Annotated in this window: 16 protein-coding genes, 9 tRNA genes and 2 other annotated features; of the genes, 23 read left to right on the top strand and 2 right to left on the bottom strand. The window is 37.0% G+C overall.

Annotated elements, in window-relative coordinates; translation table 11 throughout:
• Window positions 1–129: 129 nt before the first annotated feature.
• Complete coding sequence (locus DFR80_RS03340; protein ID WP_233493695.1) at window positions 130–783, top strand: SPASM domain-containing protein; 654 nt, start codon at window positions 130–132, stop codon at window positions 781–783.
• 227 nt (window positions 784–1,010) lie between these two features.
• Here DFR80_RS03340 and DFR80_RS03335 read toward each other — a convergent pair.
• Window positions 1,011–1,098 (bottom strand) — tRNA-Leu (locus tag DFR80_RS03335).
• 183 nt (window positions 1,099–1,281) lie between these two features.
• Here DFR80_RS03335 and DFR80_RS03325 point away from each other — a divergent pair.
• The 20 genes from DFR80_RS03325 (at window position 1,282) to DFR80_RS03230 (ending at window position 17,547) form a co-directional block, all read left to right on the top strand.
• Window positions 1,282–2,724, top strand: a complete 1,443-nt coding sequence (locus DFR80_RS03325) for an LCP family protein (protein ID WP_233493693.1) — start codon at window positions 1,282–1,284, stop codon at window positions 2,722–2,724.
• Between the two features lie 184 nt (window positions 2,725–2,908).
• Window positions 2,909–2,984 (top strand) — tRNA-Val (locus tag DFR80_RS03320).
• An 86-nt stretch (window positions 2,985–3,070) separates the two neighbouring features.
• Window positions 3,071–3,147 (top strand) — tRNA-Asp (locus tag DFR80_RS03315).
• A 4-nt stretch (window positions 3,148–3,151) separates the two neighbouring features.
• Window positions 3,152–3,227, top strand: a tRNA-Phe gene (locus DFR80_RS03310).
• 5 nt (window positions 3,228–3,232) lie between these two features.
• Window positions 3,233–3,307, top strand: a tRNA-Gly gene (locus tag DFR80_RS03305).
• Window positions 3,308–3,323: 16 nt separating this feature from the next.
• A tRNA-Cys gene (locus tag DFR80_RS03300) sits at window positions 3,324–3,398 on the top strand.
• 68 nt (window positions 3,399–3,466) lie between these two features.
• Window positions 3,467–3,555 (top strand) — tRNA-Leu (locus DFR80_RS03295).
• A gap of 62 nt (window positions 3,556–3,617) precedes the next feature.
• A tRNA-Val gene (locus DFR80_RS03290) sits at window positions 3,618–3,694 on the top strand.
• Between the two features lie 12 nt (window positions 3,695–3,706).
• A tRNA-Leu gene (locus tag DFR80_RS03285) sits at window positions 3,707–3,795 on the top strand.
• A gap of 91 nt (window positions 3,796–3,886) precedes the next feature.
• Window positions 3,887–4,131 (top strand) — a binding site (T-box leader).
• Between the two features lie 56 nt (window positions 4,132–4,187).
• Window positions 4,188–6,119 carry a threonine--tRNA ligase gene (gene thrS / locus DFR80_RS03280; protein WP_114489202.1) on the top strand — a complete coding sequence of 644 codons (1,932 nt, stop codon included), beginning with the start codon at window positions 4,188–4,190 and terminating at the stop codon, window positions 6,117–6,119.
• Window positions 6,120–6,404: 285 nt separating this feature from the next.
• Entirely contained in the window at window positions 6,405–6,965 is a 561-nt protein-coding gene (gene infC, locus DFR80_RS03275) for a translation initiation factor IF-3 (protein ID WP_076546108.1), read from the top strand.
• Window positions 6,966–7,050: 85 nt separating this feature from the next.
• Window positions 7,051–7,245 carry a 50S ribosomal protein L35 gene (gene rpmI, locus DFR80_RS03270; protein WP_076546107.1) on the top strand — a complete coding sequence of 65 codons (195 nt, stop codon included), beginning with the start codon at window positions 7,051–7,053 and terminating at the stop codon, window positions 7,243–7,245.
• 63 nt (window positions 7,246–7,308) lie between these two features.
• Window positions 7,309–7,668, top strand: a complete 360-nt coding sequence (gene rplT, locus DFR80_RS03265; protein ID WP_076546106.1) for a 50S ribosomal protein L20 — start codon at window positions 7,309–7,311, stop codon at window positions 7,666–7,668.
• Window positions 7,669–7,672: 4 nt separating this feature from the next.
• A complete protein-coding gene (locus DFR80_RS03260) occupies window positions 7,673–8,482 on the top strand; it encodes an RNA methyltransferase (protein WP_114489201.1) in 810 nt (269 codons plus the stop codon).
• Window positions 8,483–8,529: 47 nt separating this feature from the next.
• Window positions 8,530–8,748 (top strand) — a binding site (T-box leader).
• A 68-nt stretch (window positions 8,749–8,816) separates the two neighbouring features.
• Window positions 8,817–9,842, top strand: a complete 1,026-nt coding sequence (pheS, locus tag DFR80_RS03255; protein ID WP_114489200.1) for a phenylalanine--tRNA ligase subunit alpha — start codon at window positions 8,817–8,819, stop codon at window positions 9,840–9,842.
• Between the two features lie 91 nt (window positions 9,843–9,933).
• Window positions 9,934–12,366 carry a phenylalanine--tRNA ligase subunit beta gene (gene pheT / locus DFR80_RS03250; protein ID WP_114489199.1) on the top strand — a complete coding sequence of 811 codons (2,433 nt, stop codon included), beginning with the start codon at window positions 9,934–9,936 and terminating at the stop codon, window positions 12,364–12,366.
• A 72-nt stretch (window positions 12,367–12,438) separates the two neighbouring features.
• Window positions 12,439–12,789: a cell division protein ZapA gene (locus DFR80_RS03245; protein ID WP_076546102.1), complete on the top strand. Its 351-nt coding sequence runs from the start codon at window positions 12,439–12,441 to the stop codon at window positions 12,787–12,789.
• Window positions 12,790–13,281, top strand: coding sequence for a CvpA family protein (locus tag DFR80_RS03240; protein WP_076546101.1), 492 nt, complete (start codon window positions 12,790–12,792; stop codon window positions 13,279–13,281).
• A 62-nt stretch (window positions 13,282–13,343) separates the two neighbouring features.
• Window positions 13,344–15,089 carry a DNA polymerase/3'-5' exonuclease PolX gene (gene polX, locus DFR80_RS03235; RefSeq protein WP_114489198.1) on the top strand — a complete coding sequence of 582 codons (1,746 nt, stop codon included), beginning with the start codon at window positions 13,344–13,346 and terminating at the stop codon, window positions 15,087–15,089.
• 82 nt (window positions 15,090–15,171) lie between these two features.
• A complete protein-coding gene (locus DFR80_RS03230; RefSeq protein ID WP_114489197.1) occupies window positions 15,172–17,547 on the top strand; it encodes an endonuclease MutS2 in 2,376 nt (791 codons plus the stop codon).
• Window positions 17,548–17,662: 115 nt separating this feature from the next.
• Here the strand turns inward: DFR80_RS03230 and DFR80_RS03225 are convergent, their stop codons facing one another.
• Window positions 17,663–20,071, bottom strand: a complete 2,409-nt coding sequence (locus tag DFR80_RS03225) for a penicillin-binding protein 1A (RefSeq protein ID WP_114489196.1) — start codon at window positions 20,069–20,071, stop codon at window positions 17,663–17,665.
• Between the two features lie 149 nt (window positions 20,072–20,220).
• Between DFR80_RS03225 and tyrS the strand changes: the two genes are divergently transcribed.
• Window positions 20,221–21,441: a tyrosine--tRNA ligase gene (tyrS, locus tag DFR80_RS03220; protein WP_076543663.1), complete on the top strand. Its 1,221-nt coding sequence runs from the start codon at window positions 20,221–20,223 to the stop codon at window positions 21,439–21,441.
• Between the two features lie 434 nt (window positions 21,442–21,875).
• Complete coding sequence (gene alaS, locus DFR80_RS03215) at window positions 21,876–24,512, top strand: alanine--tRNA ligase (RefSeq protein WP_114489195.1); 2,637 nt, start codon at window positions 21,876–21,878, stop codon at window positions 24,510–24,512.
• Window positions 24,513–24,602: the final 90 nt, after the last annotated feature.

The following is a 24,602-nucleotide window of genomic DNA, read 5'->3' as shown; positions in this document are numbered from 1 at the left end:
AGGGGAGGGGATTCCTGCATTTTATACAGATTCCTAACCTGACAACTATGATAACTATTAATATTTTTAAAAAAACTATTAGATTTGACGTAACGTAAACGTCGGGGGGAGGGTACTTATGATAAAATTATGGATGCCATGGACCGCCTGCGTGAGAGAGGTATTATATTTGGGGCAAGTGTAACTGCAACTCAAAATAATGTAGATGAACTTTTTTCCGATGAATTTGTTGATCATTTATCTAAAAAGGGTGCTCTTTACATGTGGTTATTTCATTATATCCCAATAGGTAGAAATCCTAATCTTGATATGATGATTACTCCTGAGCAGAGAGCTTCTCTGGCCCGGAGAGGAAGTAATTTGAGGAAGAAAAAAGATATATTTATTATGGATTTTTGGAATGACGGCACATATGTCCAGGGCTGTATTGGTGGAGGAAGAAGGTATTTTCATATTAATGCTAAAGGAGAAGTTGAGCCCTGTGCATTTGCCCATTTTGCAGTAGATAATATAAAGGAAAAATCATTAAAAGAAGTGCTTCAGAATCCTCTTTTTAAATCTTATCAAGAGAGGCAGCCCTTTAGTGAGAATTTAATGTGTCCCTGCCCGATTATTGATAATCCTAAAGCTTTAAGGGATATAGTGGAAGAGTCAGGTGCTGTGCCTACACATGATGGAGCAGATGAAATTTTAAAAGGTAAGACAGCTGATTTTCTTAATGATTTGTCAGCTGAATGGCATGAAAATTCTAAAGATATTAATGAGGAAAGAATGAATAAATAACAAATTGTATTAAGGATTTTAAAATGCTACTTCTGAATCTTCAACAGTAGTTTAAAGTTTCTTGTGTTTAGATGAATTTAGAGTAAGTAAATTAAAAAATTATGTCTCCCATAAGATTATATTAAAATATAAGATATAAGTTTTGAGTTAAAAAAATTCCCCCTGGTATACCAGGGGGAATTTTAGTCATTAACTAAAATGGGGTAAATTAACATCTTAAATATAAATGGTGCCGAGGGCGGGATTCGAACCCGCACGGTCTATTAGACCACTAGCCCCTCAAGCTAGCGCGTCTGCCAGTTCCGCCACCTCGGCATCACAATTATAAATTATACCATAAAAATTTACTTTGTCAATAAATTTTTGTAAATTAATTTAGCAGACGGAGAAGAAATAAAATTTAGACTTTTAAAAAGAGACAAAGAAATCACTTTTATGCAGGAATTGAGCCTATAATCACGAATATTATGAATATAAGGGAATAGGGAGGCAATAACATTGGCAGAAAAAAATACACAAGATAATCAAAAATCAAAAAAGAAGCATAAATGGATAGGAGTTTTTCTAATAGTGCTACTCTTATTATTTATTGGACTGGCTGGTTATTATTTAGAGAGAGATTTAGAGCCTGTACCGGAAAATCAGATTGAGCAGCAGGAAGAAATTGGGCAGAATGATGCTGGCCCAGAAAGGGAAGAAGCTACAACTGAACAATTAACTGATAAAGAAGATAAAAGTAAAGAGCGCTCTGATATGACTGATAGAGAAGATATTTCTGAAAGTGTAGAATCCGAGCTTGAAAAAGATAAAACAGATAAAACGATTGAAAAAGAACAAACAACAGAACAAACAGATGAAACTGAACAAGCCGATGAAACAGAATCAATAGATCAAAAAGATCAAAAAGATCAAAAAGACGTTGAGCAGGCGGATAATAAATCAGAAACTGAAGAAACATCTACCTCAGGTGATCTTGATTCAGAAGCCGAATCTGATATTCAGGTTAATAAAGAGATAAAAGATAAAAAAGACGTAACTGATGCTGAATCTGCGGGAGAAGATTTAAAAAGTTCTGAAGCTGAGGATATTAAACAGCCGGACTCATCAAAATCTGAGTTAGAAGATTCTAACTCAACTAAAGTTACTCAAGATCAGCCAGTGTCTGATTCCGCTGAAAAAGAAACTGAAACAAAGACAGAGCAGCTGGAAAAAGATTCTGCTGTAAAAGAAACTAAAACAAAAACGGATATTGAAAAGGAACTTGAAGATCCATCGCTAATTGAACGTATTTTGTCTATTCTGGGACTTGCTGAAAGTGATTTTACTCAAAATCTAAATATACTATTTGTGGGCCTTGATGATGAAGAAAGTGTGTCTATTGGTAGTATTGAAGCTGATTCGATAATGGTGGCAAAGTTACGTCCTGAAAATAACAAACTTCAGATTGAACATATTGACGAGGATACAGTTTATAAAGGAGAATTATTACGTGAATATCATGATGGGGATATCCAGCCAGCAGTAGAAGAGATCAGCGGCAATAAAATAGATTATTATGTATATGTAAATTATCTTGGTTTTGAAAAAGTTATTGACGAGCTTGGTGGTGTTTCTATTACTCTGGACCAGGAAGTGAAAGTTCCAGGTTTAGGATTGAACTTAAAAGCCGGTGATAATTTATTATCCGGTAAAGAAGCTTTGAACTTTGTTCGTTGGCGGTCATCTGATTCACTCGAAAGATTTGAACGCCAGAAATTATTAATAAATTCTGTAATGGCGAAATTAAAGTCTAATAATATATTATTTAATGTTAAGGAACTTTATAACACAATAGTTGAAAGTTACAATTCTATAGAAACAGATATTAATCCTGTTCTGGCAGCTGAAATTTTTAATTATATCCGTGAAAATAAAGAACTTGAGTTAGAGTATATTGATTAGATTAGTAAAATTAAGCTTTTAAGAAAAAATTATCTGCAGTCGATTTTTTAAGTATTTAGTAGTATATTTAACATAAAATAATTTAATTACTTATAACAGTCTATATTTAATTTTGACTTAAAGTAGCTTTTTATATATACTAGTTATTGCTGACGCGGTAATTGTACTTTTGATTGCTGCAGATGGGCGAATAGCTCAGTTGGGAGAGCACCTGCCTTACAAGCAGGGGGTCACAGGTTCGAGCCCTGTTTCGCCCACCATTTTTATTTGCAAATTTAATATAAAATATAAGAAGTTGTGTAGCATTCTTTTTTCTAATTTTCTACATTTTACTTCTTAAAAACGCGGAGGTGTAGCGTAGCGGTTTAACGCGCCGGCCTGTCAAGCCGGAGATCGCGGGTTCAAATCCCGTCTCCTCCGCCATTCTGGTGGGATAGCTCAGTCGGTAGAGCAGTGGATTGAAAATCCACGTGTCGACAGTTCGATTCTGTCTCCCACCACCATTTTTGCGGGAATAGCTCAGTGGTAGAGCATCACGTTGCCAACGTGAGGGTCGCGAGTTCAAATCTCGTTTCCCGCTCCATTTTATTTGCAGCCTGGGCGGCATAGCCAAGTGGTAAGGCAGAGGACTGCAAATCCTTTATTCGTCGGTTCAAATCCGTCTGCCGCCTCCATTTATATTTTACAAATGATTAACTGACTGTTATAATAAAAAATGTTGCAAGCTAAATCTTACATATATGCCGGGGTGGCGGAATTGGCAGACGCATCGGACTTAAAATCCGGTGGGAATTTATTCCCGTGTCGGTTCGAGCCCGACCCCCGGCACCACTTTTTTGCTTGTATAATATTTTTTTATAAATGATTATTTAAAATGCTGACTTAAATTTTAAGTTGGTATAGCTCAGTTGGTCAGAGCGCTACGTTGACATCGTAGAGGCCAGTGGTTCGAATCCACTTACCAACACCATTTTAATAATATGCCGGGGTGGCGGAATTGGCAGACGCATCGGACTTAAAATCCGGTGGGAATTTATTCCCGTGTCGGTTCGAGCCCGACCCCCGGCACCACTTTTCCACATTTTAGTGTGGAATTTTCTGTTTTTTAGTTTAATTTGACTTTTTAGATTTTAAGGCATATAATAATAAAAAATAAAGTAATATAAATGCACTGATCGGGAAGAGTAAATTCAATTGAGAGTTAAAAGAGAATTGTGCCGGCGGCTGAAAGCACATAATTTTTCAGTGAATTGAAAACCACCCGGGAGCAGATAGGAGGAATTTAGTATTTCTATCCGGTTAATCCGTTATCTTGATGAGTGAATAATAATTTTAATTATTTTTTAAAATAGAATGTTTATAATTATTATTAACTAGAGTGGAACCGCGCAATCCGTCGTCTCTATTATGAGATGAGGGATTTTTTTATTTTATTAAAGTATATTATAAGAGGAGGAAATTTAATGGAAAATGTAAAAGTAACACTGCCAGATGGATCGGTTAAAGAATATGAGCCGGGAACAACAGTTAAAGATGTTGCTTATTCTATTGGTAGTGGTTTGGGCAGAGATGCAATTGCTGGAATTGTAAATGGACAGGAAGTAGATGCTAGCTATTCAATTGAAGAAGATATTGAGCTTTCAATTATAACAATTGATAGTGATGATGCACTGGAGATTATCCGCCATACAACTTCTCATGTTATGGCACAGGCTGTAAAGAGATTATATGATAATGTTCAGGTTGCAATTGGGCCAGCTATTGATGATGGATTTTATTATGATTTTAATTTAGATGAAACTTTTAATGAAGAATCATTAGCAGAAATTGAAGCAGAAATGCAGAAAATAATTGACGAAGATATTGAAATTGAAAGAAAAATTCTTCCCCGTGCGGAAGCAATAGAATTAATGAAAGAAAGAAACGAAAAATACAAGCTGGAATTAATTGAAGAACTCGAGGATGAGATGATCAGCCTTTATTATCAGGGAGATTTTGTTGATCTCTGTCGTGGACCCCACCTTCCTTCTACTGGTTATATAAAAGCATTTAAACTGCTCAATGTAGCAGGAGCTTACTGGCGTGGTGACGAGAATAATGAGATGCTGCAGCGAATTTACGGTACAGCTTTTGCTTCCGAAAAAGACTTAGAAAAATATTTAACAAGAATTGAAGAAGCCAAAAAGCGTGATCACAGAAAAATTGGAAAAGAATTAGATTTATTCAGTATGCAGGAAGAGGGGAGAGGTTTTCCTTTTTTCCATCCTAAAGGGATGGCACTTAGAAATGAACTTGTTGATTTCTGGAAAGAAGAGCACCGTAAAGATGGTTATGAAGAAATAAAAACTCCCATTATTTTAGATGAGTCTCTCTGGCATCAATCAGGCCACTGGGATCATTATAAAGATAATATGTATTTTACAGAAATTGATGGAGAAACTCATGCAGTTAAACCGATGAACTGTCCGGGTGGGATTTTGGTTTATAAGGATTCTATGCACAGTTATCGTGAGCTGCCGATTAAAATGGCAGAGTTGGGACTGGTGCACCGTCATGAAATGTCAGGTGCCTTACATGGTTTGATGAGGGTTAGAAGTTTTACTCAGGATGATGCCCACATTTACTGTCTGCCGGAACAGATCGAAGATGAGTTAAGTGGAGTAATAAAACTTGTAGATAAAATATATAGTGCTTTTGGTTTTAAATATAATGTTGAATTAAGTACCAAACCAGAAAAGGCCATGGGAGCTGATGAACTCTGGGATAAAGCTACAGATGCCCTGCGTAGTGCTATTGAAAAAAACGAACTTGATTACGAAGTAAATGAGGGTGATGGAGCTTTTTACGGACCTAAGATTGATTTTCATTTAGAAGATAGTCTGGGTAGAACCTGGCAGTGTGGGACAATTCAGCTTGACTTCCAAATGCCAGAGCGTTTTGATTTAACTTATATTGGACAGGATGGAGACGAGCATCGTCCGGTTATGATTCACCGAGCAATTTATGGAAGTATAGAACGTTTTATAGGAATACTAATTGAGCATTTTGCTGGTGCCTTCCCGACCTGGTTAGCTCCAGTTCAGGTTGAAGTAATTCCTGTTTCTGATGATCAGATTGATTACGCCTTAAAAGTTAAGGAAGCCCTTAAAAAAGAAAGCATTAGGGTAGAAGTTGATAGCCGCTCAGAACAGGTTGGTTATAAAATTAGAGATGCTCAGGTTAAACAGGTTCCATATATGTTAATTGTCGGTGGACGTGAAGAGGAAGCAAGAACAGTTTCTGTTCGCGAAAGGCGTGAAGGAGATCTAGGTACAAGTAAAATTGAAGATTTTAAAGCTAGAATTCTTCAGGAAATTGCAAAAAAAGAAATCAATACTGAAGATAGTTTAAAATAAATAACAGCTGGCCTAAAATAATAAAGCTACCTTCTTTTTTGAGATCAAGAGAGGGTAGTTTTTTTCTTTTATTTTCTTGACAGTTAGTTACCCCTGTGCTATACTAATTAAGGAAAAGAAAGTAGAAACACCTGTTTCTCACCAGTAAAAGCTGGTTAATATCAGTTTCTCGCTTAAATAACTAAATTTCTGCGGGAAAAGTAGGCTTATCTTTAGGGGATAGTCTATCTTCAGCTGATTATTGAATTTAACGGGTGGTTTCTACCACTCGTTTTTTTATTTTATATTCGTTTTCGTTTTTTTATATCACTCAGGAGGTGCATAAATATCGTTAATGATTTAAGAGTTAATGATCGTATTAGAGCAAGAGAGGTTCGTCTGATCGATCAAGAAGGAGAGCAAATTGGTATCAAGTCGCTGGATGAGGCACTGGACGCTGCAGCAGAACAGGGTTTGGACTTAGTAGAAGTTGCTCCACAGGCTAATCCACCTGTATGCAGAATTATGGATTATGGAAAGTATAAGTACGAACAGGCTAAGAAAGAAAAAGAAGCCAAAAAGAATCAAAACGTAATGAATGTCAAAGAAGTTCAGATGGGAGTAAAGATTGAAGACCATGACTTTAACGTTAAGTTAAAGCAAGCTCGAAGATTCCTCAACAATAAGGATAAAGTTAAAGTTAGAATCCGTTTTAGAGGAAGAGAAATGATGCATAAAGAGCTTGGTTATGACCTGATGGACCGCCTTATTGAAGGAACTGAAGATATTGGTAAGGTAGAAAGCAAGCCGAAAATGGAAGGTAGAAACATGATGATGTTTCTAACTCCAGAAAGTGATAAACAGTAGTAGAACAAATAACTTATTAATATTAATATTTTAAGTAGGTTATTTTAAAATATCCACAATTATTACAGTATTAGGAGGTTAAATCATGCCAAAGCAAAAAACACACAAGGGAATTGCTAAGCGAGTTAAAACTACAGCTAATGGTAAACTTAAGCACCATAAGGGTTTTCACAGCCATATTTTAACTAAAAAATCTGGAAATAGAAAAAGACAGCTGCGAAAAGCTAAGTTATTAAGTAAGTCATATCAAAAACGTTACAAAAAATTACTACATGGATAAACTAATATAAGCAAATAATTTTAAATAATAAATGTTAAATTACTGGAAGGAGTGTCATTTAAGATGCCACGTGTAAAAAGAGGAAATAAGGCGCGCAAGCGTAGAAAAAAAGTTTTAAAGATGGCCAAGGGATATTTTGGATCCCGCAGCAAGTTATATCGTCCTGCTAATCAGGCGGTAATGAAGTCTTTACATTATGCTTACAGAGATAGAAGAAATAAAAAGAGAGAGTTTAGAAGATTATGGATTACCAGAATCAATGCAGCAGCTAGAAACGAAGGTCTTTCCTACAGCCGTTTTATCAATGGTTTAAGACAGGCAGAGGTAGAAATTGATCGTAAAATGTTAGCTGATTTAGCAGTTAATGATTCTGATGCTTTTGCTGATTTAGTTGATGTAGCAAAAGAGCAGTTAGGAAATTAATTAGATGGATATAATCAGCAGTTCTCAAAACGATAAAGTTAAATATCTAAATAAGCTTTACCGGAGTAGAAACCGGCGCAAGGAAGGTGTTTTTATTCTGGAAGGTAAGAGGCTTATTGAGGCTGCATTAGCAGGAGGAGCAGATTTCAAACAGGTCTTTCTCACTCCTGCTTTTTTTAAATCAGCTGAGAATGATAATTTGCTGGCTGATTTAAAATTAAAGTCTGAGTTTATTTATCTTGAAGAACAACTGTTAAAAGAAACCGCCTCGACTGTTAATCCTCAGGGAATTTTAGCGGTAGTTAAAGAATCCGTTTTTAAGGGTGAGGATTTTTATCAGCAGGCAGATAAAATTTTGCTGCTGGATAGGATCCAGGATCCCGGAAATATGGGAACAATGATCAGAACAGCTGTTGCTGCAGGTTTTGATGGGGTAATTGCTCTCAAAGGCTCAGTCGATATTTACAATCAAAAAGTTATTAGAGCGACAATGGGCGGTATCTTTTCTATTGCAGTTCGCCAGAAGTTAAGTCAGGAAGAATTTCTGTCTGAAATTGATTCCCGGGCAGCTGACTACGAACTGCTGGCTGCAGATATTGAGGCAGAAGAATATCATTTTCAGCACCGGTATCAGAATAAACTAATTTTAATGATCGGTAATGAGGCCAATGGAATTGATCAGAAACTTTTGGCAGCAGCAACTTCAAAGATTAAAATACCACTGGCAGGAGAAATTGAATCATTAAATGCAGCGGTTGCAGCTTCAGTTATTTCTTTTGAAATACTTTCACAGAGTTTAAAAAAAGATAGTTGAGCTGATTTTCTTTCTGTGGTATAATCATAAAAGAATTAAATAAATAATTAAAGGCTGAGAAGGAGAGAGTAACTAAAGGAGATTTTAAGAGAGATTAACTGCAGCAGCTGAAAGCAGTTAAATTATCAATTTTAGTGAAGTTCACTCTGGAGCTGGAGGCTGAAAAAAGTAGGCTTTCTCGGAAGCTATTAACTTTCGTTAACAAATAAAGTGATTCCACATTTTGTGGGATAATCAGGGTGGTAACACGGTATCTCGTCCCTTTAGGGCGGGATTTTTTTGTTTTTAGAGAGTAAAATTATTTTATACATACATAAATATGGAGGTGTTAGTTTTGGATCTACTAGATGATCTAAAAAAGATTGAAAAGGAAGCAGAAGCTGAATTAAAAGAAGTGGCAAGTCTTGATCAGTTAGAAGAAATGAGAATTAAGTATTTGGGAAAGAAGGGAGCTATTCAGTCAGTTTTCTCAAAGATGGGGAAAATTGATGCTGATCAGCGTCCGGTTGTTGGTAAAGAGGCTAATATTTTAAAGGGTAAAATTCAGAGCTGGCTGGGTGAACACAAGGAACGCCTGGAAAAAGAGGCGGCACAGAAACGTTTTCAGGCTGAAAAAATTGATGTCAGTCTGCCGGGTTCTAAAGTAGAAGCTGGACGCTCTCATCCACTTTCTCTGGTAACTAAAGAACTTGAGGATATTTTTATCGGACTCGGCTTTGATATTGCGGAGGGACCCGAGGTAGAGAGTGAATATTATAACTTTGAAGCTTTAAATATTCCGGCCCATCATCCGGCCCGTGATTTACAGGATACCCTGTATATTGATGATCATTATCTACTGAGAACTCATACCTCACCGGTTCAGGTCAGAACCATGGAAGCCCAGGAGCCTCCGGTTAGAATTATCGCACCCGGTAGAGTATATCGTTCTGATGAACTGGATGCTTCACATTCACCAATTTTTCATCAGACAGAGGGGCTGGTAATTGATAAAGAGATTTCTTTTAGTGACTTAAAAGGAACAATAGAATTGATTGTAGAAGCCTTATTCGGAAAAGACAGAGATGTCAGGTTCCGTCCCAGCTATTTCCCTTTTACAGAACCGAGTGCAGAAGTTGATGTTTCCTGTATTGTCTGTGGTGGAGAAGGCTGTCCTTTATGTTCCAGAACTGGCTGGCTGGAGATTATGGGAGCGGGAATGGTTCATCCCAATGTACTCGAAATGTCAGGTTATGATAGTGATGTTTATAGTGGTTTTGCCTTTGGTGTTGGACTGGATAGACTTGCTTTATTAAAATATGGAATTGATGATATCAGGGTACTTTATGAAAATGATAAGCGTTTTTTACATCAGTTTTAAATAAATAGAAATAATTAATTCTGCAGACTGATTTAAGCTAATCAGAAGCAGTAAATAAACTGAAGACTGATATAAAGAAAGGATGATAAATTTGCAGATCTCATATAACTGGTTAAAAAAATATATTGATATAAATTTTACTCCCGATGACCTTTCCGAAAAGCTGACAATGGCCGGGCTGGAAGTTGAAGGAGTTGAGTATTTAGGAGAAGGTTTGGAAGATATTGTTATTGCAAAAATTGAAGAAATTAAAGAACATCCAAATGCAGATAAACTTGTCATCTGTATGGTGAAAACTGCAGCAGATAAAAAAGCAATTCCGGTTGTGACTGGTGCTCCCAATGTTGAAACAGGACAGCTGGTACCTTTTGCAGCAGTAGGAACAACTCTTCCTAATGGAATGGAAATTGAAGAAGTCAGGCTCAGAGGTGAGCTTTCGCAGGGAATGATATGTTCTAAGGATGAACTGGGACTGCAGGAAGAAAGAGCTGAGGGAATTATGGTTCTTGATGATAATGCTCCTTTAGGTGGCAGTTTTCTTAAATACAAGCGTCTGGATGATTATGTTTTCAAACTTGATTTAACTCCAAATTATGCCCGCTGTCTGGGAATGATTGGAGTAGCAAGAGAGATTAAATCTTTATATGCTCAGGAAAAAGATCTAAAAACACCTCCCATTTCTTTTGAGGAAGCGGAAGAACTTGGTGAGATCAATGATTATGTTGAAGTTGAAATTGAAGATCCAGATTTATGCCCCCGTTATACTGCTCGTCTGGTAAAAAATGTTAAGATTAAAGAGTCACCGGAGTGGATTAAACGTCGGCTTAAGGCAGCAGGAATCAGACCGATTAATAATGTAGTTGATATTTCTAACTTTGTTCTAATGGAATATAATCAACCTCTTCACACCTTTGATTTTAATAAAATTAAAGATGGTAAAATTATTGTACGCCGGGCTGAAGCAGAAGAAAAAATGCTGACTTTAGATGAAGAAGAAAGAGTTTTAGATGATGAGATGCTTGTGATTTCTGATCCCGAAAAAGCAGTTGCAGTTGGTGGAGTTATGGGAGGAGCAAATACCGAAGTAACAGAAGAAACCACTGATGTCTTAATTGAATCTGCTTATTTTAATCCAGTAAGCATTCGCAAAACCGCTAAAAAATTAGGAATGCATTCTGATTCTTCCCATCGTTTTGAAAGAGGGGTAGATATTGAAAAAGCTATTGAGGCTAATAATCGTGCCTGTCAGATGCTGGCAAAGTGTGATGGAGCGAAAGTAGTTCCAGGAGTGATTGATAATTATCCTTTAAAATATGAATCAGCAGTAATTACTCTTTCTACAGCTAGAGTTAATGAACTTTTAGGGATTGAATTGGAAGCCAAAGAAGTTAAAGAAAGTCTTGAAAGACTGGGGTTTGAAGTAAATCCAGCTGCTGAAGCTGGAGAGTTGGAAGTTACTGTGCCTTCCTTTAGAACTGATGTAGAGCAGGCAGCTGATTTAGTAGAAGAAATAGCAAGAGTTTATGGTTATAATAAAATACCCTCTACCAGACCAATTTCCAAGCAGCGCGGTAAAAGAAACCCCCAGCAGAAATTCGAAGTAGAGGTTAAAGAACTGCTTCAGGCTGGTGGCCTGGATGAAGTTATAACTTACAGCCTGCAGGATAAAAAGAGCTATCAGGATTTGAATTTAACTCAATTTGAAGATTATGCTAAATTTGTGAGTATTAAAAACCCTCTCAGTGAAGCCTTTGGTATTTTAAGAACCTCTCTGATCCCGGGGATAGTTAATGTATTATCTTCTAATGCTCGCCGCCAGGGTTCCGAAATGGCTGTTTTTGAAACAGGAACAGTTTTTAGAAATAAAGGTGGCAATACCAGGCCTGAGGAACTTAACATGCTTGGTGGTGGTATTTTTGGCCGGGATGTTGATTTGTGGCAGCAGGGAGCTCCCAATTTCTTTGAACTAAAAGGAGTATTGGAGATGCTTTTTGAGAGAATTCAACTGGATAAAGTAAGCTTTATTCCGGATAATGATAACAGAGATTTTCTGCATCCAGGGCGCAGAGCTGAAATCAAATATGATGAAACTCAGACTTTTGGCTTTATTGGAGAAATCCATCCAGAACTTGCAGATCAAAATAATTTACCGGCTGGAACAACTATTTTTGAGCTGGATCTAGACTTTATCTTTGAAAAAACAGCAGAAAAAAGCTATAATTATCAAAAATTAGTCAAGTATCCTGTTCTGGCAAGGGATTTAGCTATAGTTATGGCAGAAGAAATAGCAGTTGGAGATATTCATCAGGCAATTAAAGAGCAGGGTGGAGAAATACTTAAAGGTGTCGAACTTTTTGATATTTATCAGGGAGATCAAATAAAAGATGGCGATAAGAGTGCTGCTTTCCAGTTGAAATTTCAGGCTGATGATAAAACACTAACCGATCAGGAGGTAAATGAGCGTTTTAATCAAATAGTAAAACATCTCAAAAAAGAATATTCTGCAGAAATTAGAGGAAATTAAGATTTAAGGCAGGAATTTCGCCTTTTGTAATGAATATAATAAAGTAGACTACTAAAGCTGGAGATGTTGCTAATGATTAAGGAAAAAAATCAAAATAAGAAAAAATTCAAATTAAATATTCTGGGAGACCAGTTTACTGTGACCGGAGAATTTAGTGAAGAATATATTAATAAACTTGCAGACCATGTAGAAAAAACCGGCAGGGAGATCAAAAATGCTTATCCTAAATTGCCTTTTCGGCGCTTATCTCATCTAACTATGATTAATCTGGCTGATGAATATTTTAAACTTCGCAGTCAGTGTATTGATTTAAGTAAAGAAAAAGAAAGATTAAAAGAGGCTAATCAGAGTTTACATCAGGAATTAAAAAAACTGCGGCAGGAGAATGAGGAATTAAATACTCTACTCGAGGAGGTAGAATAATTGGATATTATTAATTTCCTCGATATCATTATCTTGGTAATTTTACTCTTTTTTGCCTATAATGGTTTTAGAAGAGGATTTATAGATCAGACCAGTACTATACTCGGACTGCTTGCGGCTTTATTTGTGGCCGTTAGACAGTATGAGTATTTTACTCAATTTTTGGAACCGTATTTAGATCTTTCAACTTCGCTGCTGCAGTTTATTTCTTTTGCGGTAATTTTTATAGTTGTTAATATAGTAATTCATGTACTGGGGATTACCCTGAAAAAAATTGTGGATGCTATTTTTCTGCAGCCGGTTGATCGTGCTGCTGGATTTTTGTTGGGTCTGGTAAAAGCTGGGATAATTGTTTATTTATTGATTCTAATTCTGGCCCAGATCCCCTATCAAAAAATTAATGATGTTTTAAATGAATCATTTCTGGCAAAAAGAATCATCGAGGCATCACCCTTTATACAATCAAAGATTGAAGAAATTTTTCGGCCATGAAATTTTCATGGCCTTTTAGCTTTTAATTAAAGTTTTTAATAACAGAGGAAAGAGGTGTTATGATGCAGGAAATAAGCAATAAAGAAATTGCAAAGATTCTGTCAGAATTTGCTGACTTAATGGCAATTAAAGGAGAAAATGACTTTAAGATAAGAGCTTATGCCAATGCAGCTCGTAAAATAGAATCTTACGCCGATAATATTCAGCAGCTGGCAGCGGAGGATAAATTAAAAGATATTAAAGGAATTGGGAGCGGTATTGCAGAATCGATTAATGAACTTCTTCAGAATGGTCTTATCGAGGAAATGGAAGCGATTAAAGCAGAGCTGCCAGCCGGAGTTATAGAAATGACAGATATACAGGGGCTGGGTCCTAAAACAGCGCACCGCTTTTATTATGAATTGGAAATTGAAGATTTGATAGGTCTGGAAAAGGCTCTTAAGGCTGGAAAAGTACAGAAACTTAAGGGTTTTGGGAAAAAGTCAGAGGAAAAATTACTCAGAGCATTAAAAAACCATGAAAAGTATGTTGATAAAATTATTCTGGCAAAAGCTTTAAGAACAGCGGAAGAGATTATTGAAACAATTAAAACTGAGCTTGAGCCTGATCTTTTTGGAGAAATTGAAGTCTGCGGCAGCAGCAGGAGAGCCAAAGAACTGATCGGTGATCTCGATATTTTGATTGCGACTGCAGAGCCGAAAAAGCTTTCCCAAAAAATAAAAAATCTTGATTTTGTGGCTGAGGTTATTGGCGCTGGAGAGACCAAGGTCAGCATCAGAACTGATCAGGGAGTACAGACTGATTTTAGATTAGTCAGTAAAGAAGAATTTCCTTCTGCCCTCCATTATTTTACCGGATCTCAGGCTCATAATGTAAGGATGAGGCAGCTTGCTAAAGATAAAAATTTAAAGCTGAGTGAATACGGACTTTTTAGAGATGACGGTAGTAAAGAAAAAATTGAATCTGAAGCAGATATTTTTAGAATTCTGGGGCTTGATTATATTATTCCCGAATTGAGAGAAGATCAGGGAGAAATTGAGGCAGCTCAAAGAGGAGAATTACCTAATAGTATTCAGCTGACTGATATTAAAGGGGATCTCCATCTGCATTCCCGCTACAGTGATGGTGCCTTTTCGATTAGGAAAATGGCAGAAGCTGCTAAAGAAAGAGGTTATCAGTATATTGCTGTAACCGATCACTCCCAGTCTCTGACCGTAGCCAGTGGTATGTCAATTAAAGAGTTAAAAGAGCAGCTTGAAGAAATTGATCAACTTAATCAAACTCTGACTGATTTTAGAATATTTAAAGGAGTAGAAGTTGATATTCTTAAAAATGGAGAGCTGGATTTTAAGGATGAGCTGCTGGAAAAAATTGATTTTGTAATAGCTTCTGTGCATAGTTATTTTAACCTTGATGAGGATCAGATGACAGCCAGAATTATCAGAGCAGTTAAAAATCCTCATGTAAATTTAATAGCACATCCCCGGGGAAGAATGCTGGGAGGAAGAGAAGCTTATGCAGTTGATTTAGAAAAAGTAATCAAAGCAGCTGCAGAGAATGGCACAGCACTTGAAATTAATGCCTCACCTCAGCGTCTGGATCTGAATGCTGAATGGGCTCGTAAAGTTAAAAAGGCAGGAGGAAAAATCTCAATCAATACTGATGCCCATCATTATAAGGAATACAGTGATATGGAATTTGGAATAGTAACTGCTCGCCGCGGCTGGCTCGAAAAAGAAGATGTGATCAATACTTTTTCCTCAGAACAGCTGCTTGATTTTTTGAAGCAGAAAGGAAAGAATTCTTAGTCAATTAACTTTTTGTAAATTATAATAAATATTAGTAATCGAAACGAATTTAGCCATAAAATTAATTCCGGAGGTATTTAAGTTGAAAGAACACAGTCTGGAAGTACTCGAATATAATAAAATTATTAAGATGACTGCTGAGAGATCAGCAACAAAGATTGGAAAAGAAATTATAAAAAAATTAGAACCTGTTAATAATAGCAAATATATTAAAGAAAGACTGGCTGAAGTTACAGCTTTAAAGTCAATGATTAAAGAGTTTTCTACTCCTCCTTTTGGTGGAGTCCGTGATATTAGAGAGGATTTAAAAAAAGCAGCAAAAGGATCTGTACTTTCCACGGATGCAATCACCAGAGTGAGAAGCACCCTGAGAGGAGTTTTTGAGCTTCAGCGCTATTTAGATAATATTGAGTCTGATCTTGATCCGAGAATTATAGAGAGAGAATATCAGATAATTTACGATTTATGCGCAGATCTGCAGAATCGACCTGCACTGGCCAGAGAAATTGATCGCTGTATTAATGAATATGGAGAAGTAGCTGATGATGCAAGTGCTAAACTAAAATCACTGCGCTCAAAAATTGATTCAATAGAGAATTCAATTCGAGATAAACTTGATTCAATAATTAAAAGCAAACACTATCAGGATATGCTCCAGGAAAACATAGTGACCAGAAGAGAAAACCGATATGTTGTACCTGTTAAACAGGAGCAGCGTAATAATTTTGATGGAATAGTCCACGGTCAGTCTGCCAGTGGTCTGACACTTTTTATGGAACCGATGGCTGTAGTTCGTTTAAATAACGAGCTTAGAGAAGTTAGAGCCAGAGAGAGCGCAGAGATTCAGCGCATATTGCAGATGCTCAGCTCAAAAATCGCTCAAGATGAGAGTATTATAAAAAGAGATTTAATGATTTTAAGCAGGCTGGACAGTATCTCAGCAGCCGCAAAGTTTAGTCTTGATTATCAGTGTAATGCCCCTGAAATTAACGAAAAGGGGATTATAGAGTTAAATCAGGCCCGTCATCCGCTTTTGAAAGAAGAACCGGTGCCAATCGATCTTAAGCTTGGTGACGATATTGCAACACTGGTAATTACCGGTCCAAATACCGGTGGTAAAACAGTTGCTTTAAAAACTGTTGGGCTGTTAACTTTAATGACTCAGTCCGGACTGCATATTCCTGCTGCTGCCAATTCTACGGTAGCTGTCTTTAAAAAAATATTTGCTGATATTGGAGATGAACAAAGTATTGAACAAAGCTTAAGTACTTTTTCTTCTCATATGCACCGGATTCGAGAATTTCTGGCAGAATCAGATAATTCTACTCTAGTTTTAATGGATGAACTCGGGGTTGGAACTGATCCTGAAGAGGGGGCAGCCCTGGGTATTTCTATTCTGGAAAAATTGCAGGAAAAAAATGCAATTACTATTGCTACAACCCATTATAGTCAGTTAAAAAGTTATGCCTATACAACAGAGCGAGTCGAAAATGCTTCAGTTGAGTTTGATATTGAAACCTTAAAACCAACTTATAAGTTGATTATGGGGGTTCCAGGAGGTTCCAATGCCTTTGAGATTGCTCTTAGACTGGGAATTCCCAGAGAAATAATTGATCGAGCCCGCACACTTTTAAGTGATGAAGAAATAAAAGTTGAAGATATTATTAATGAACTGAATCAGGAAAGAAACCGCTACCAGCAATTGCGACAGGAGATGGAAGAATATCGAAATTGCGAAAAAGAGTTAAAAGAGAAATATGAAAGTATGATTAAGGAACAGCAGCAGCAGCATGAAAAAGAAATGAAAGCTGCTCGTGAGGAAGCAGAATCGATTGTTGAAGAGACAAAAAAAGAAGCCAGAAGGATAATTTCAAATCTGAAGCAGAAAGATTATACTCAGCGTTCTGAAGTTGATCGAGCTCAGACATCTGCCAACCAGGAGCTTAAAGAGTTGAGTCAAATTTTGGAAGCTGAAAATAAAAAGGAGAAAGAGAAAATTTCTGCAGATAAATTTGAAATAGGTGATCAGGTACGAGTAAGAAGTATCGGCCGTAAGGGTGAGATAACTGCTATTGACCGTGACAAAAAAGAAGCTCAGATTCAGGCTGGAATTATGCAGGTGACAGCCTCTCTGGCCGATCTGGTAAAAGTAGATATCCCTGATGATAATGAAGAAAAACAGCTTAAAAATTATAGAGTTCAGAAAGCTCAGCATGTTTCTCCAAAGCTTGATTTAAGAGGAGAAAGATATGAGGCAGCTCAATATAAAGTCGATAAATATTTAGATGATGCATTTCTAGCGGGTTTAAATGAAGTGGAAATAGTTCACGGGAAGGGAACAGGTGCTTTACGGCAGGCTGTAGAAGAAGTGCTTGCGAAGAATTCTCATGTTAAAGATTATCGCCTCGGTAGACAAAAAGAAGGTGGAATGGGAGTTACGATTGTTAAAATTAAATAGATAGAGATCTATTTATTATCTAATAGATTTATAAAAGGGATTTCTCCTCTGCAAGTAGGAGAAATCCCTTTTTGATTTTAGCATATTATTATTTTTTTATATTTTAAATTAGCAGTTAATCGTTACCAAAGATGTCAAAAAGGCTTCTGATTGGATTTTCTTCTTTTTTCGAATTGTTATTATCTGAGCTTGTATCCTGCTCCTGAGTTAAAGGTGCACTGGCAGGATGACGATTACAGTAACGATCAGGTTTTGTTTCATAGCGAAGATTTCCATTTCGCTGAACCTTTGGAATTCCGTATTCATGATCAATTTGCTGTACTGGCTCACCAGCTGCAATTGTATAGGTTCCTCTAACAAGTTCATCAGATTTTTTGTTTGAATTAACCTCTCTAAATGATTTTTGTGCTGGCCCGATTCTAATATTGGAACCAGAAATATAATGTCTTTCTTCAACCTGATCAGAAGGACAATTCTCTGTTGCCAGCAGTCCACTGGCCTTATCAACTCTAACTGTTTCTACCGGACCATGCAGACTTTCCTTTTGATTCGGTTCAGTCCCTCTTTTATAGGGTAAAACATCAATCCGGGGTGAGTATTCGTTCGCTAATAGCCCGGTATAAGGATCAACGTCTACTTCTATAATATTTTCAGGCATCTGAAAATTGATAACTGGCATATCTTTAACTGCCGCCCGCATGTAGTCTCCCCAAATTTGAGCAGCTTCACCACTACTAACAGTTTTAACATCATATTCCATTGATCTTCGTGTATCTTCACCAATCCAGACACTTGTGGCTATTTGAGATGTAAAACCGACAAACCAGGCATCAGTATAATCATTAGTAGTTCCTGTTTTACCTGCTACATCGCGATTCATCTGTGCTCGATGGCCGGTACCATTATCAACAACACTTTTTAACATGGAAGTAATTAAATAACTATCTTCCTGTGACATTACCATTTTACTTTCAGGCTGTGCTTCGTAAATTAATTTATCATGCTTATTATAGACTCTTGTTATCGCATGGGGTTCGGTATAAATACCCTTGTTGGCAAAGGTGCTATAAGCAGAAGCCATCTCAAGTGGGGTTACTCCTCGATTTAATCCACCAAGCGCAAGAGAATAGTGATCAGCCAGTCCATCATTTTCAGTAAAAGTCGAAATCCCCAATCTTTTTGTAAAATCAATTACCTTTTTTACTCCTACATCCTTAATTAATTTTACGGCTGCAACATTGACTGAGTGAGTTAAAGCAGTATTTAAATTGATCAACCCTCTGTAATGATCTCCATAATCACGAGGCCAGATACTAAGGTTATTACCCTTACCACTTTCTGAGGCCAGCATAGGTAAATCATTGATTACAGTTCCTGTTGTATAATCACCTTCAATTAAGGCTGTAGAATAAACAAATGGTTTAAAAGCAGATCCCGGCTGTCGTACTGCCTGATAGGCGCGGTTAAACTGATCAGTTCCCCGACCACCAACCATTGCTCTAATAGCACCATTATTTACATCCAGGCTAACAAGTGATAACTGGGGCTGCAGATTTTCACTCTGATTACTCTGAAAAGAGGGAATAAATCCATTTTCAATTTTATTATTAATTGTCTGTTCAGCTAATTTCTGCATTTCAGGGTCTAGAGTTGTATGTACCTTAAGTCCACCACTGTAAACCATCGAAGCTCCAAAACGATCAATTAATTGATCTCTGACATAAAGAATAAAATAATGAGCTCTATTTTCACTTTTTTCTTCAACCGTATCTAAATTTAATTTTTCATTTTTAGCTTTATCTCTTTCCGATTTAGAAATATAATCCAGCTCATACATTCTATCCAGAACAACATTTCTTCTTTTAATAGCAAGTTTCGGGTTTCTTAAAGGAGAATAATTATTTGGTGACTGGGGTAAACCTGCAATTAAAGCAGATTCTGCCAGATCAAGTTCCCAGACATGTTTACCAAAATACTGCAGAGAAGCGGTTTCAACTCCATAAGCACTGTGTCCGAGAAATATTTCATTTAAATACATTTCTAAAATTTCGGATTTAGTATACAGTCTTTCAAATTGAATTGCCAGATATGCTTCCTGAATTTTACGCAGGTAATTTTTATCCAGTGTTAAAAAAGCATTCCTTGCCAGCTGCTGGGTTATTGTACTTGCTCCCTGGTCAAGCAGATCACCTTTCATTATATTATTAACCATTGCACGTCCTATACCCCAGAAGTCAATACCGTGATGTACATAAAATTTAGTATCTTCAATTGCTACAATTGCATTCTTTAAATCTTCCGGCATTCTTTCTAAAGGGACATAGACTCTATTTTCCTTAAATAATTTTGTTAAAAGCTCACCCTTCGCATCATAAATCAGGGTCGCTTCACTTGAACCTTTATAATCACTAATATCAGGAGTATCCTGAATAATCCAGGTGACAGCACCTAAGATAGCGCCTGTTCCCAGGGCAAAAATTAATAAAAAAGTTATTAAAAATATTGCCTTTGTTCTTTTCTTCATTACTTAACCTCCCGTCAATAAAATATTATAACATAAAACAGCTGTTTATGGTACCCCTTGTTAGTAATTAATCTATCTGTTATAATTAAATGACAAAGGATACAGGAGGTGAAGTACCTGTTGCCGACAGCAAGGGACAGGTGTTTTTTATGGAAATTAATGAACAGTTAAAGATACTAAAAAGAGGAGTAAGTGATCTTATCTCCGAAGAAGAACTCAAGGAAAAATTGGTTGCAGCAGAAAAAGAAGGCAGGCCTTTAAAAGTCAAGCTGGGACTTGATCCTTCCGCACCGGATATTCATCTAGGTCATACTGTTGTGCTTCGCAAGCTGAAGCAATTTCAGGATTTGGGTCATGAAGTTTATTTAATTATAGGTGATTTTACCGGGATGATTGGTGATCCGACTGGAAAATCTGAAACCAGAAATCAGCTGACAAAAGAAGAAGTTTTAGAAAATGCCCGTACATACGAAGAACAGTTTTCTAAGGTGCTTGATCCAGATAAAACAAATGTTGTGTTTAATGGTGACTGGTTAAATGAAATGGATTTTGCTGATGTATTAGAACTTTCCGCTCATTATACAGTAGCAAGAATGCTGGAGCGTGATGATTTTTCCAAGCGCTATAATTCGGGAAAACCAATCGGGATTCACGAATTTTTCTATCCTTTAATGCAGGGTTATGATTCAGTTGCAATTGAAGCTGATGTTGAATTGGGGGGGACTGACCAGCGTTTTAACCTTTTAGTTGGACGCAAACTGCAGCAGGAATACGGCCAGGAGGCTCAGGTAGTACTTATGATGCCTTTACTGGAAGGTTTAGATGGTGTTAATAAGATGAGTAAAAGTCTGGATAATTATATTGGAGTTTATGATCAGCCTGCTGATATGTTTGGAAAGGTAATGTCGATTCCGGATGACATGATTTTACGTTATTTTGAGCTTTTAACTGATGTTTCAATTAAACGCTTAGAAGAGATGAAAGAAAAGCTCAGTCGGGATGATTTTAATCCTATGGAGCTAAAAAAGGAACTTGCACATGAGATTGTAAGCGAATATCACAATGATGAGGCGGCAGTTAAAGCCCGCCAGGAATTTGAAAGTGTGTTCTCAAAAGGTAATCTGCCAGAAGATATTCCTGTAATTGAGATCGCAGAATCTGATCTGGAAGCTGGCGAGCTCTGGATAGTTAAACTGGTTGCTGCCACTGGACTTGTTGACTCTAACAGTCAGGCCCGCAGAATGATCAAACAGGGTGCTGTCACAATAAATGATGAAAAATATGAAAAGATTAATCTGGATATTAAAGTTGAGGATGAAATGATAATTCAGATTGGTAAACGCCGCTTTGCTAAAATTAAATTAGTTTAAATGGTACTATAATTTATTTTTCTGTTCATTATAAATTAGTTTAAAATAACTAGGGTCTCAAAATCTTAATTCTCCATCCAGATCAGCTTTAAGAAAAACAAATAATCATATTTTGCAATTAATAAGACTACCTTCCCGATCAGAACCTCGTGTTCTGCGGTCAGCTGAGAGCATCCTGTTCTCAGGTCTTATTAATTGCTCATATTCTTAAAGTTTTTCTAGAAAAGCTGCTTAGTCAGTCGATTTAAGATTTTGAGCACTAGTTTCAGTTAAATACAATTACGAACAGAAAAATAAATATACTTTAATATAACTAATTTAATTTCAGCGGCAGCAGTTATTAGGAGAACAATCCATAATTAATTCTCAATGAAAAGCGTCGTGGAGATTAATATCTGAGAGAAAGAAATAAATTTATAGAGAGGAAGGTTTTAATGATTAAAAGTGGAGATGAAATAAGACAGGCTTATCTTGATTTTTTTGAGTCAAAGGGTCACTTAGTTATGGATAGTGCACCGCTGATTCCCAAAAATGATCCGAGTCTGTTGTGGATAAATGCCGGGATGGCTCCTTTTAAGCCTTATTTTGACGGCAGCCTTGAGCCACCTAAAAAGCGTATTGCTACCAGCCAGAAGTGTATCCGTACAAATGATATAGAAAATGTCGGTAAAACAGCCCGCCACCACACCTATTTTGAGATGCTGGGTAATTTTTCTTTTGGCGATTATTTTAAAGAAGAGGCCATTACCTGGGCCTGGGAGTTTGTAACAGAAGTATTGGAACTGGATCAGGATAAGCTCTGGATAACAATTTATAGAGAAGATGAAGAAGCTTTTAAAATCTGGCATGATCAGGTTGGGCTGCCGGAAGAAAGAATTGTCCGCATGGGGAAAAAAGAAAATTTCTGGCAGATTGGAACTGGTCCCTGTGGTCCCTGTTCGGAGATTCATTATGACCGCGGTGTAGAAGCTGGAGATAGTGAAGAAGATGTACTCGGTGGTGAGGGTGACAGATATTTAGAAATCTGGAACCTGGTATTTACTCAGTACAATTATACTGAGGCGGGAGAATACAAAGAATTACCAAATAAAAATATAGATACCGGAATGGGTCTGGAGAGGGTTGCATCAATTCTGCAGGAAACTGAAACCAACTTTGAAACAGATTTAATTAAACCGATTATCGATCAGGTAGTAGAAATGACAGGTATTCCCTATCAGCAGGATCAGGAGAGTGTTACTGCTTATCGAGTAATTGCCGACCACATTCGTTCAGCCTCTGTTGCTATTTCAGATGGAGCTCTGCCTTCCAATGAGGGACGGGGTTATGTAATTAGGCGGCTGATTAGAAGGGCTGCTCGTTATGGCCGCAAACTTGGTTTTAAAGAACCATTTTTATATAAATTAGTAGAAAAAACAGCTGAGATTGTAAAGGGAGTTGCTCCCGATTTAAAAAAACAGCTGGCTCATGTTAAAAATGTGCTTAAATCTGAAGAAGAAAGTTTCTTAAAAACCTTAGAACAGGGTTTAAATATTCTGGAAGAAATGCTGGCTGAACTTGAAGCCGAAAATAAAGAAGTACTGGCCGGTAAGGATGCCTTCCGCCTCTATGATACTTACGGCTTTCCCCTTGATTTAACTGAAGATATTGCAGCCGAAGCCGGAATTAAAGTTGATGAAGATGGTTTTGAAAAAGAGATGGAAGCTCAGCGGAAAAGAGCTCGCGAAGCCAGAGAGGAAACTTCTTTCAGCAGTGGTGAGGTAGAAAAGTTATACGCAGAGTTTAAAGATCAGATTGAGGAAGATAACTTTACCGGTTACCACTCCTTCAAAGAAAAGACTAAAGTTGTTGGCCTGCTTAAAGATAAGCAGAAGGTCGAAAAGCTTGGCAAGGGGGAAAACGGTGAGATTATTCTTGCAAAGACTCCATTTTATGCAGAAAGTGGAGGTCAGATTGGGGACAAAGGGGTAATTAAGTCTGATAATTTTGAGGCAGAGGTTAAGGATACTATTAAAAAAGCTGATGTTTTTGTTCATCAGGTAGAAGTAAATAAAGGTGAACTCAAGCCTGGTTCTGCTGTGGAAGCAGTAGTATATCATAACCGCCGTCTGGCAACTGCCCGTCATCATTCGGCAACTCATCTGCTTCATAAAGCTTTAAAAGAAGTCTTAGGTGAACATGTAAATCAGTCAGGTTCTCTGGTAGCTCCAGATAGATTGCGTTTTGACTTTACTCACTTTTCTGCTCTTACAGCAGAGGAAATTGATGAGATTGAAAGAAAAGTAAATCAGGCAGTAATGAAAAATTATTCTGTTCAAACTGAGATAAAAGATATTGATGAAGCTAAAAAGATGGGAGCGACTGCTCTTTTTGGTGAAAAATATGGCGAAGAAGTCAGAGTTGTTAAAATGGGTAATTACAGCCTTGAATTATGTGGTGGAACCCATGTTGATGCTACTGGTGACATCGGAGCCTTTAAAATTGTTTCGGAAAGCGGTATTGCTGCTGGAGTAAGAAGAATTGAAGCAGTAACCGGTGAATATGCTCTTGATTACTTTAATTCAAAACTTGATCTTTTAAATAAGACTGCTGCTGAACTAAAAACTGAGCCTGATAATTTGCTGCAGCGGGTTAAACAATTGCAGAAAGAACAAAAAAATCTGGAAAAAGATCTGGAAGCATTAAAACAGAAATTAGCTGGTTCGAAAAAAGACGAATTGATTGACCAACTGCAGGAAGTAGAAGGAGTAAATTTACTGACAGCAGAATTGGATGGACTTGATAATTCAGCCTTAAGAAATTTAAATGATCAGCTGAAAGATAAAATTGATTCAGCTGTAATTGTTCTGGCCAGTAAAGGTGAGAACAAGGTTATTTTTGTTGCCTCTGTTACTGATGATCTTATTAAAAAAGGATTTAAAGCTGGAGATATTATCTCAAAAGTAGCCCGAATTGCCGGTGGTGGTGGGGGTGGACGTCCTGATATGGCCCAGGCAGGAGGTTCAAAACCAGAAAAGACTGCTGAGGCACTGGCAGAAGTAGAAAAAATTGTGAGGGAAATTGAAGGCTGATTAAATAAAATATTAAATTAAGCTTTATAAGTAAAAATTACTGATAAAAACAAGGAATTTGCAGCTGACTGCAGAAATAATAATATAAGG

It is taken from the genome of Halanaerobium sp. ST460_2HS_T2, from assembly GCF_003337665.1.
Lineage (GTDB): Bacteria > Bacillota > Halanaerobiia > Halanaerobiales > Halanaerobiaceae > Halanaerobium > Halanaerobium kushneri.
The sequence above is the reverse complement of the archived record's forward strand: the minus strand, read 5'-3'. Positions and strand labels throughout refer to the sequence as shown.

Excerpts from the sequence above, each read along its gene's own strand:
- thrS (WP_114489202.1), top strand. The coding sequence starts at position 4,188 with ATGGAAAATGTAAAAGTAACACTGCCAGATGGATCGGTTAAAGAATAT.
- rplT (WP_076546106.1), top strand. The coding sequence starts at position 7,309 with ATGCCACGTGTAAAAAGAGGAAATAAGGCGCGCAAGCGTAGAAAAAAA.
- DFR80_RS03245 (WP_076546102.1), top strand. The coding sequence starts at position 12,439 with ATGATTAAGGAAAAAAATCAAAATAAGAAAAAATTCAAATTAAATATT.
- DFR80_RS03225 (WP_114489196.1), bottom strand. The coding sequence starts at position 20,071 with ATGAAGAAAAGAACAAAGGCAATATTTTTAATAACTTTTTTATTAATT.
- DFR80_RS03260 (WP_114489201.1), top strand. The coding sequence starts at position 7,673 with ATGGATATAATCAGCAGTTCTCAAAACGATAAAGTTAAATATCTAAAT.
- alaS (WP_114489195.1), top strand. The coding sequence starts at position 21,876 with ATGATTAAAAGTGGAGATGAAATAAGACAGGCTTATCTTGATTTTTTT.
- rpmI (WP_076546107.1), top strand. The coding sequence starts at position 7,051 with ATGCCAAAGCAAAAAACACACAAGGGAATTGCTAAGCGAGTTAAAACT.
- DFR80_RS03340 (WP_233493695.1), top strand. The coding sequence starts at position 130 with ATGGATGCCATGGACCGCCTGCGTGAGAGAGGTATTATATTTGGGGCA.
- tyrS (WP_076543663.1), top strand. The coding sequence starts at position 20,221 with ATGGAAATTAATGAACAGTTAAAGATACTAAAAAGAGGAGTAAGTGAT.
- polX (WP_114489198.1), top strand. The coding sequence starts at position 13,344 with ATGCAGGAAATAAGCAATAAAGAAATTGCAAAGATTCTGTCAGAATTT.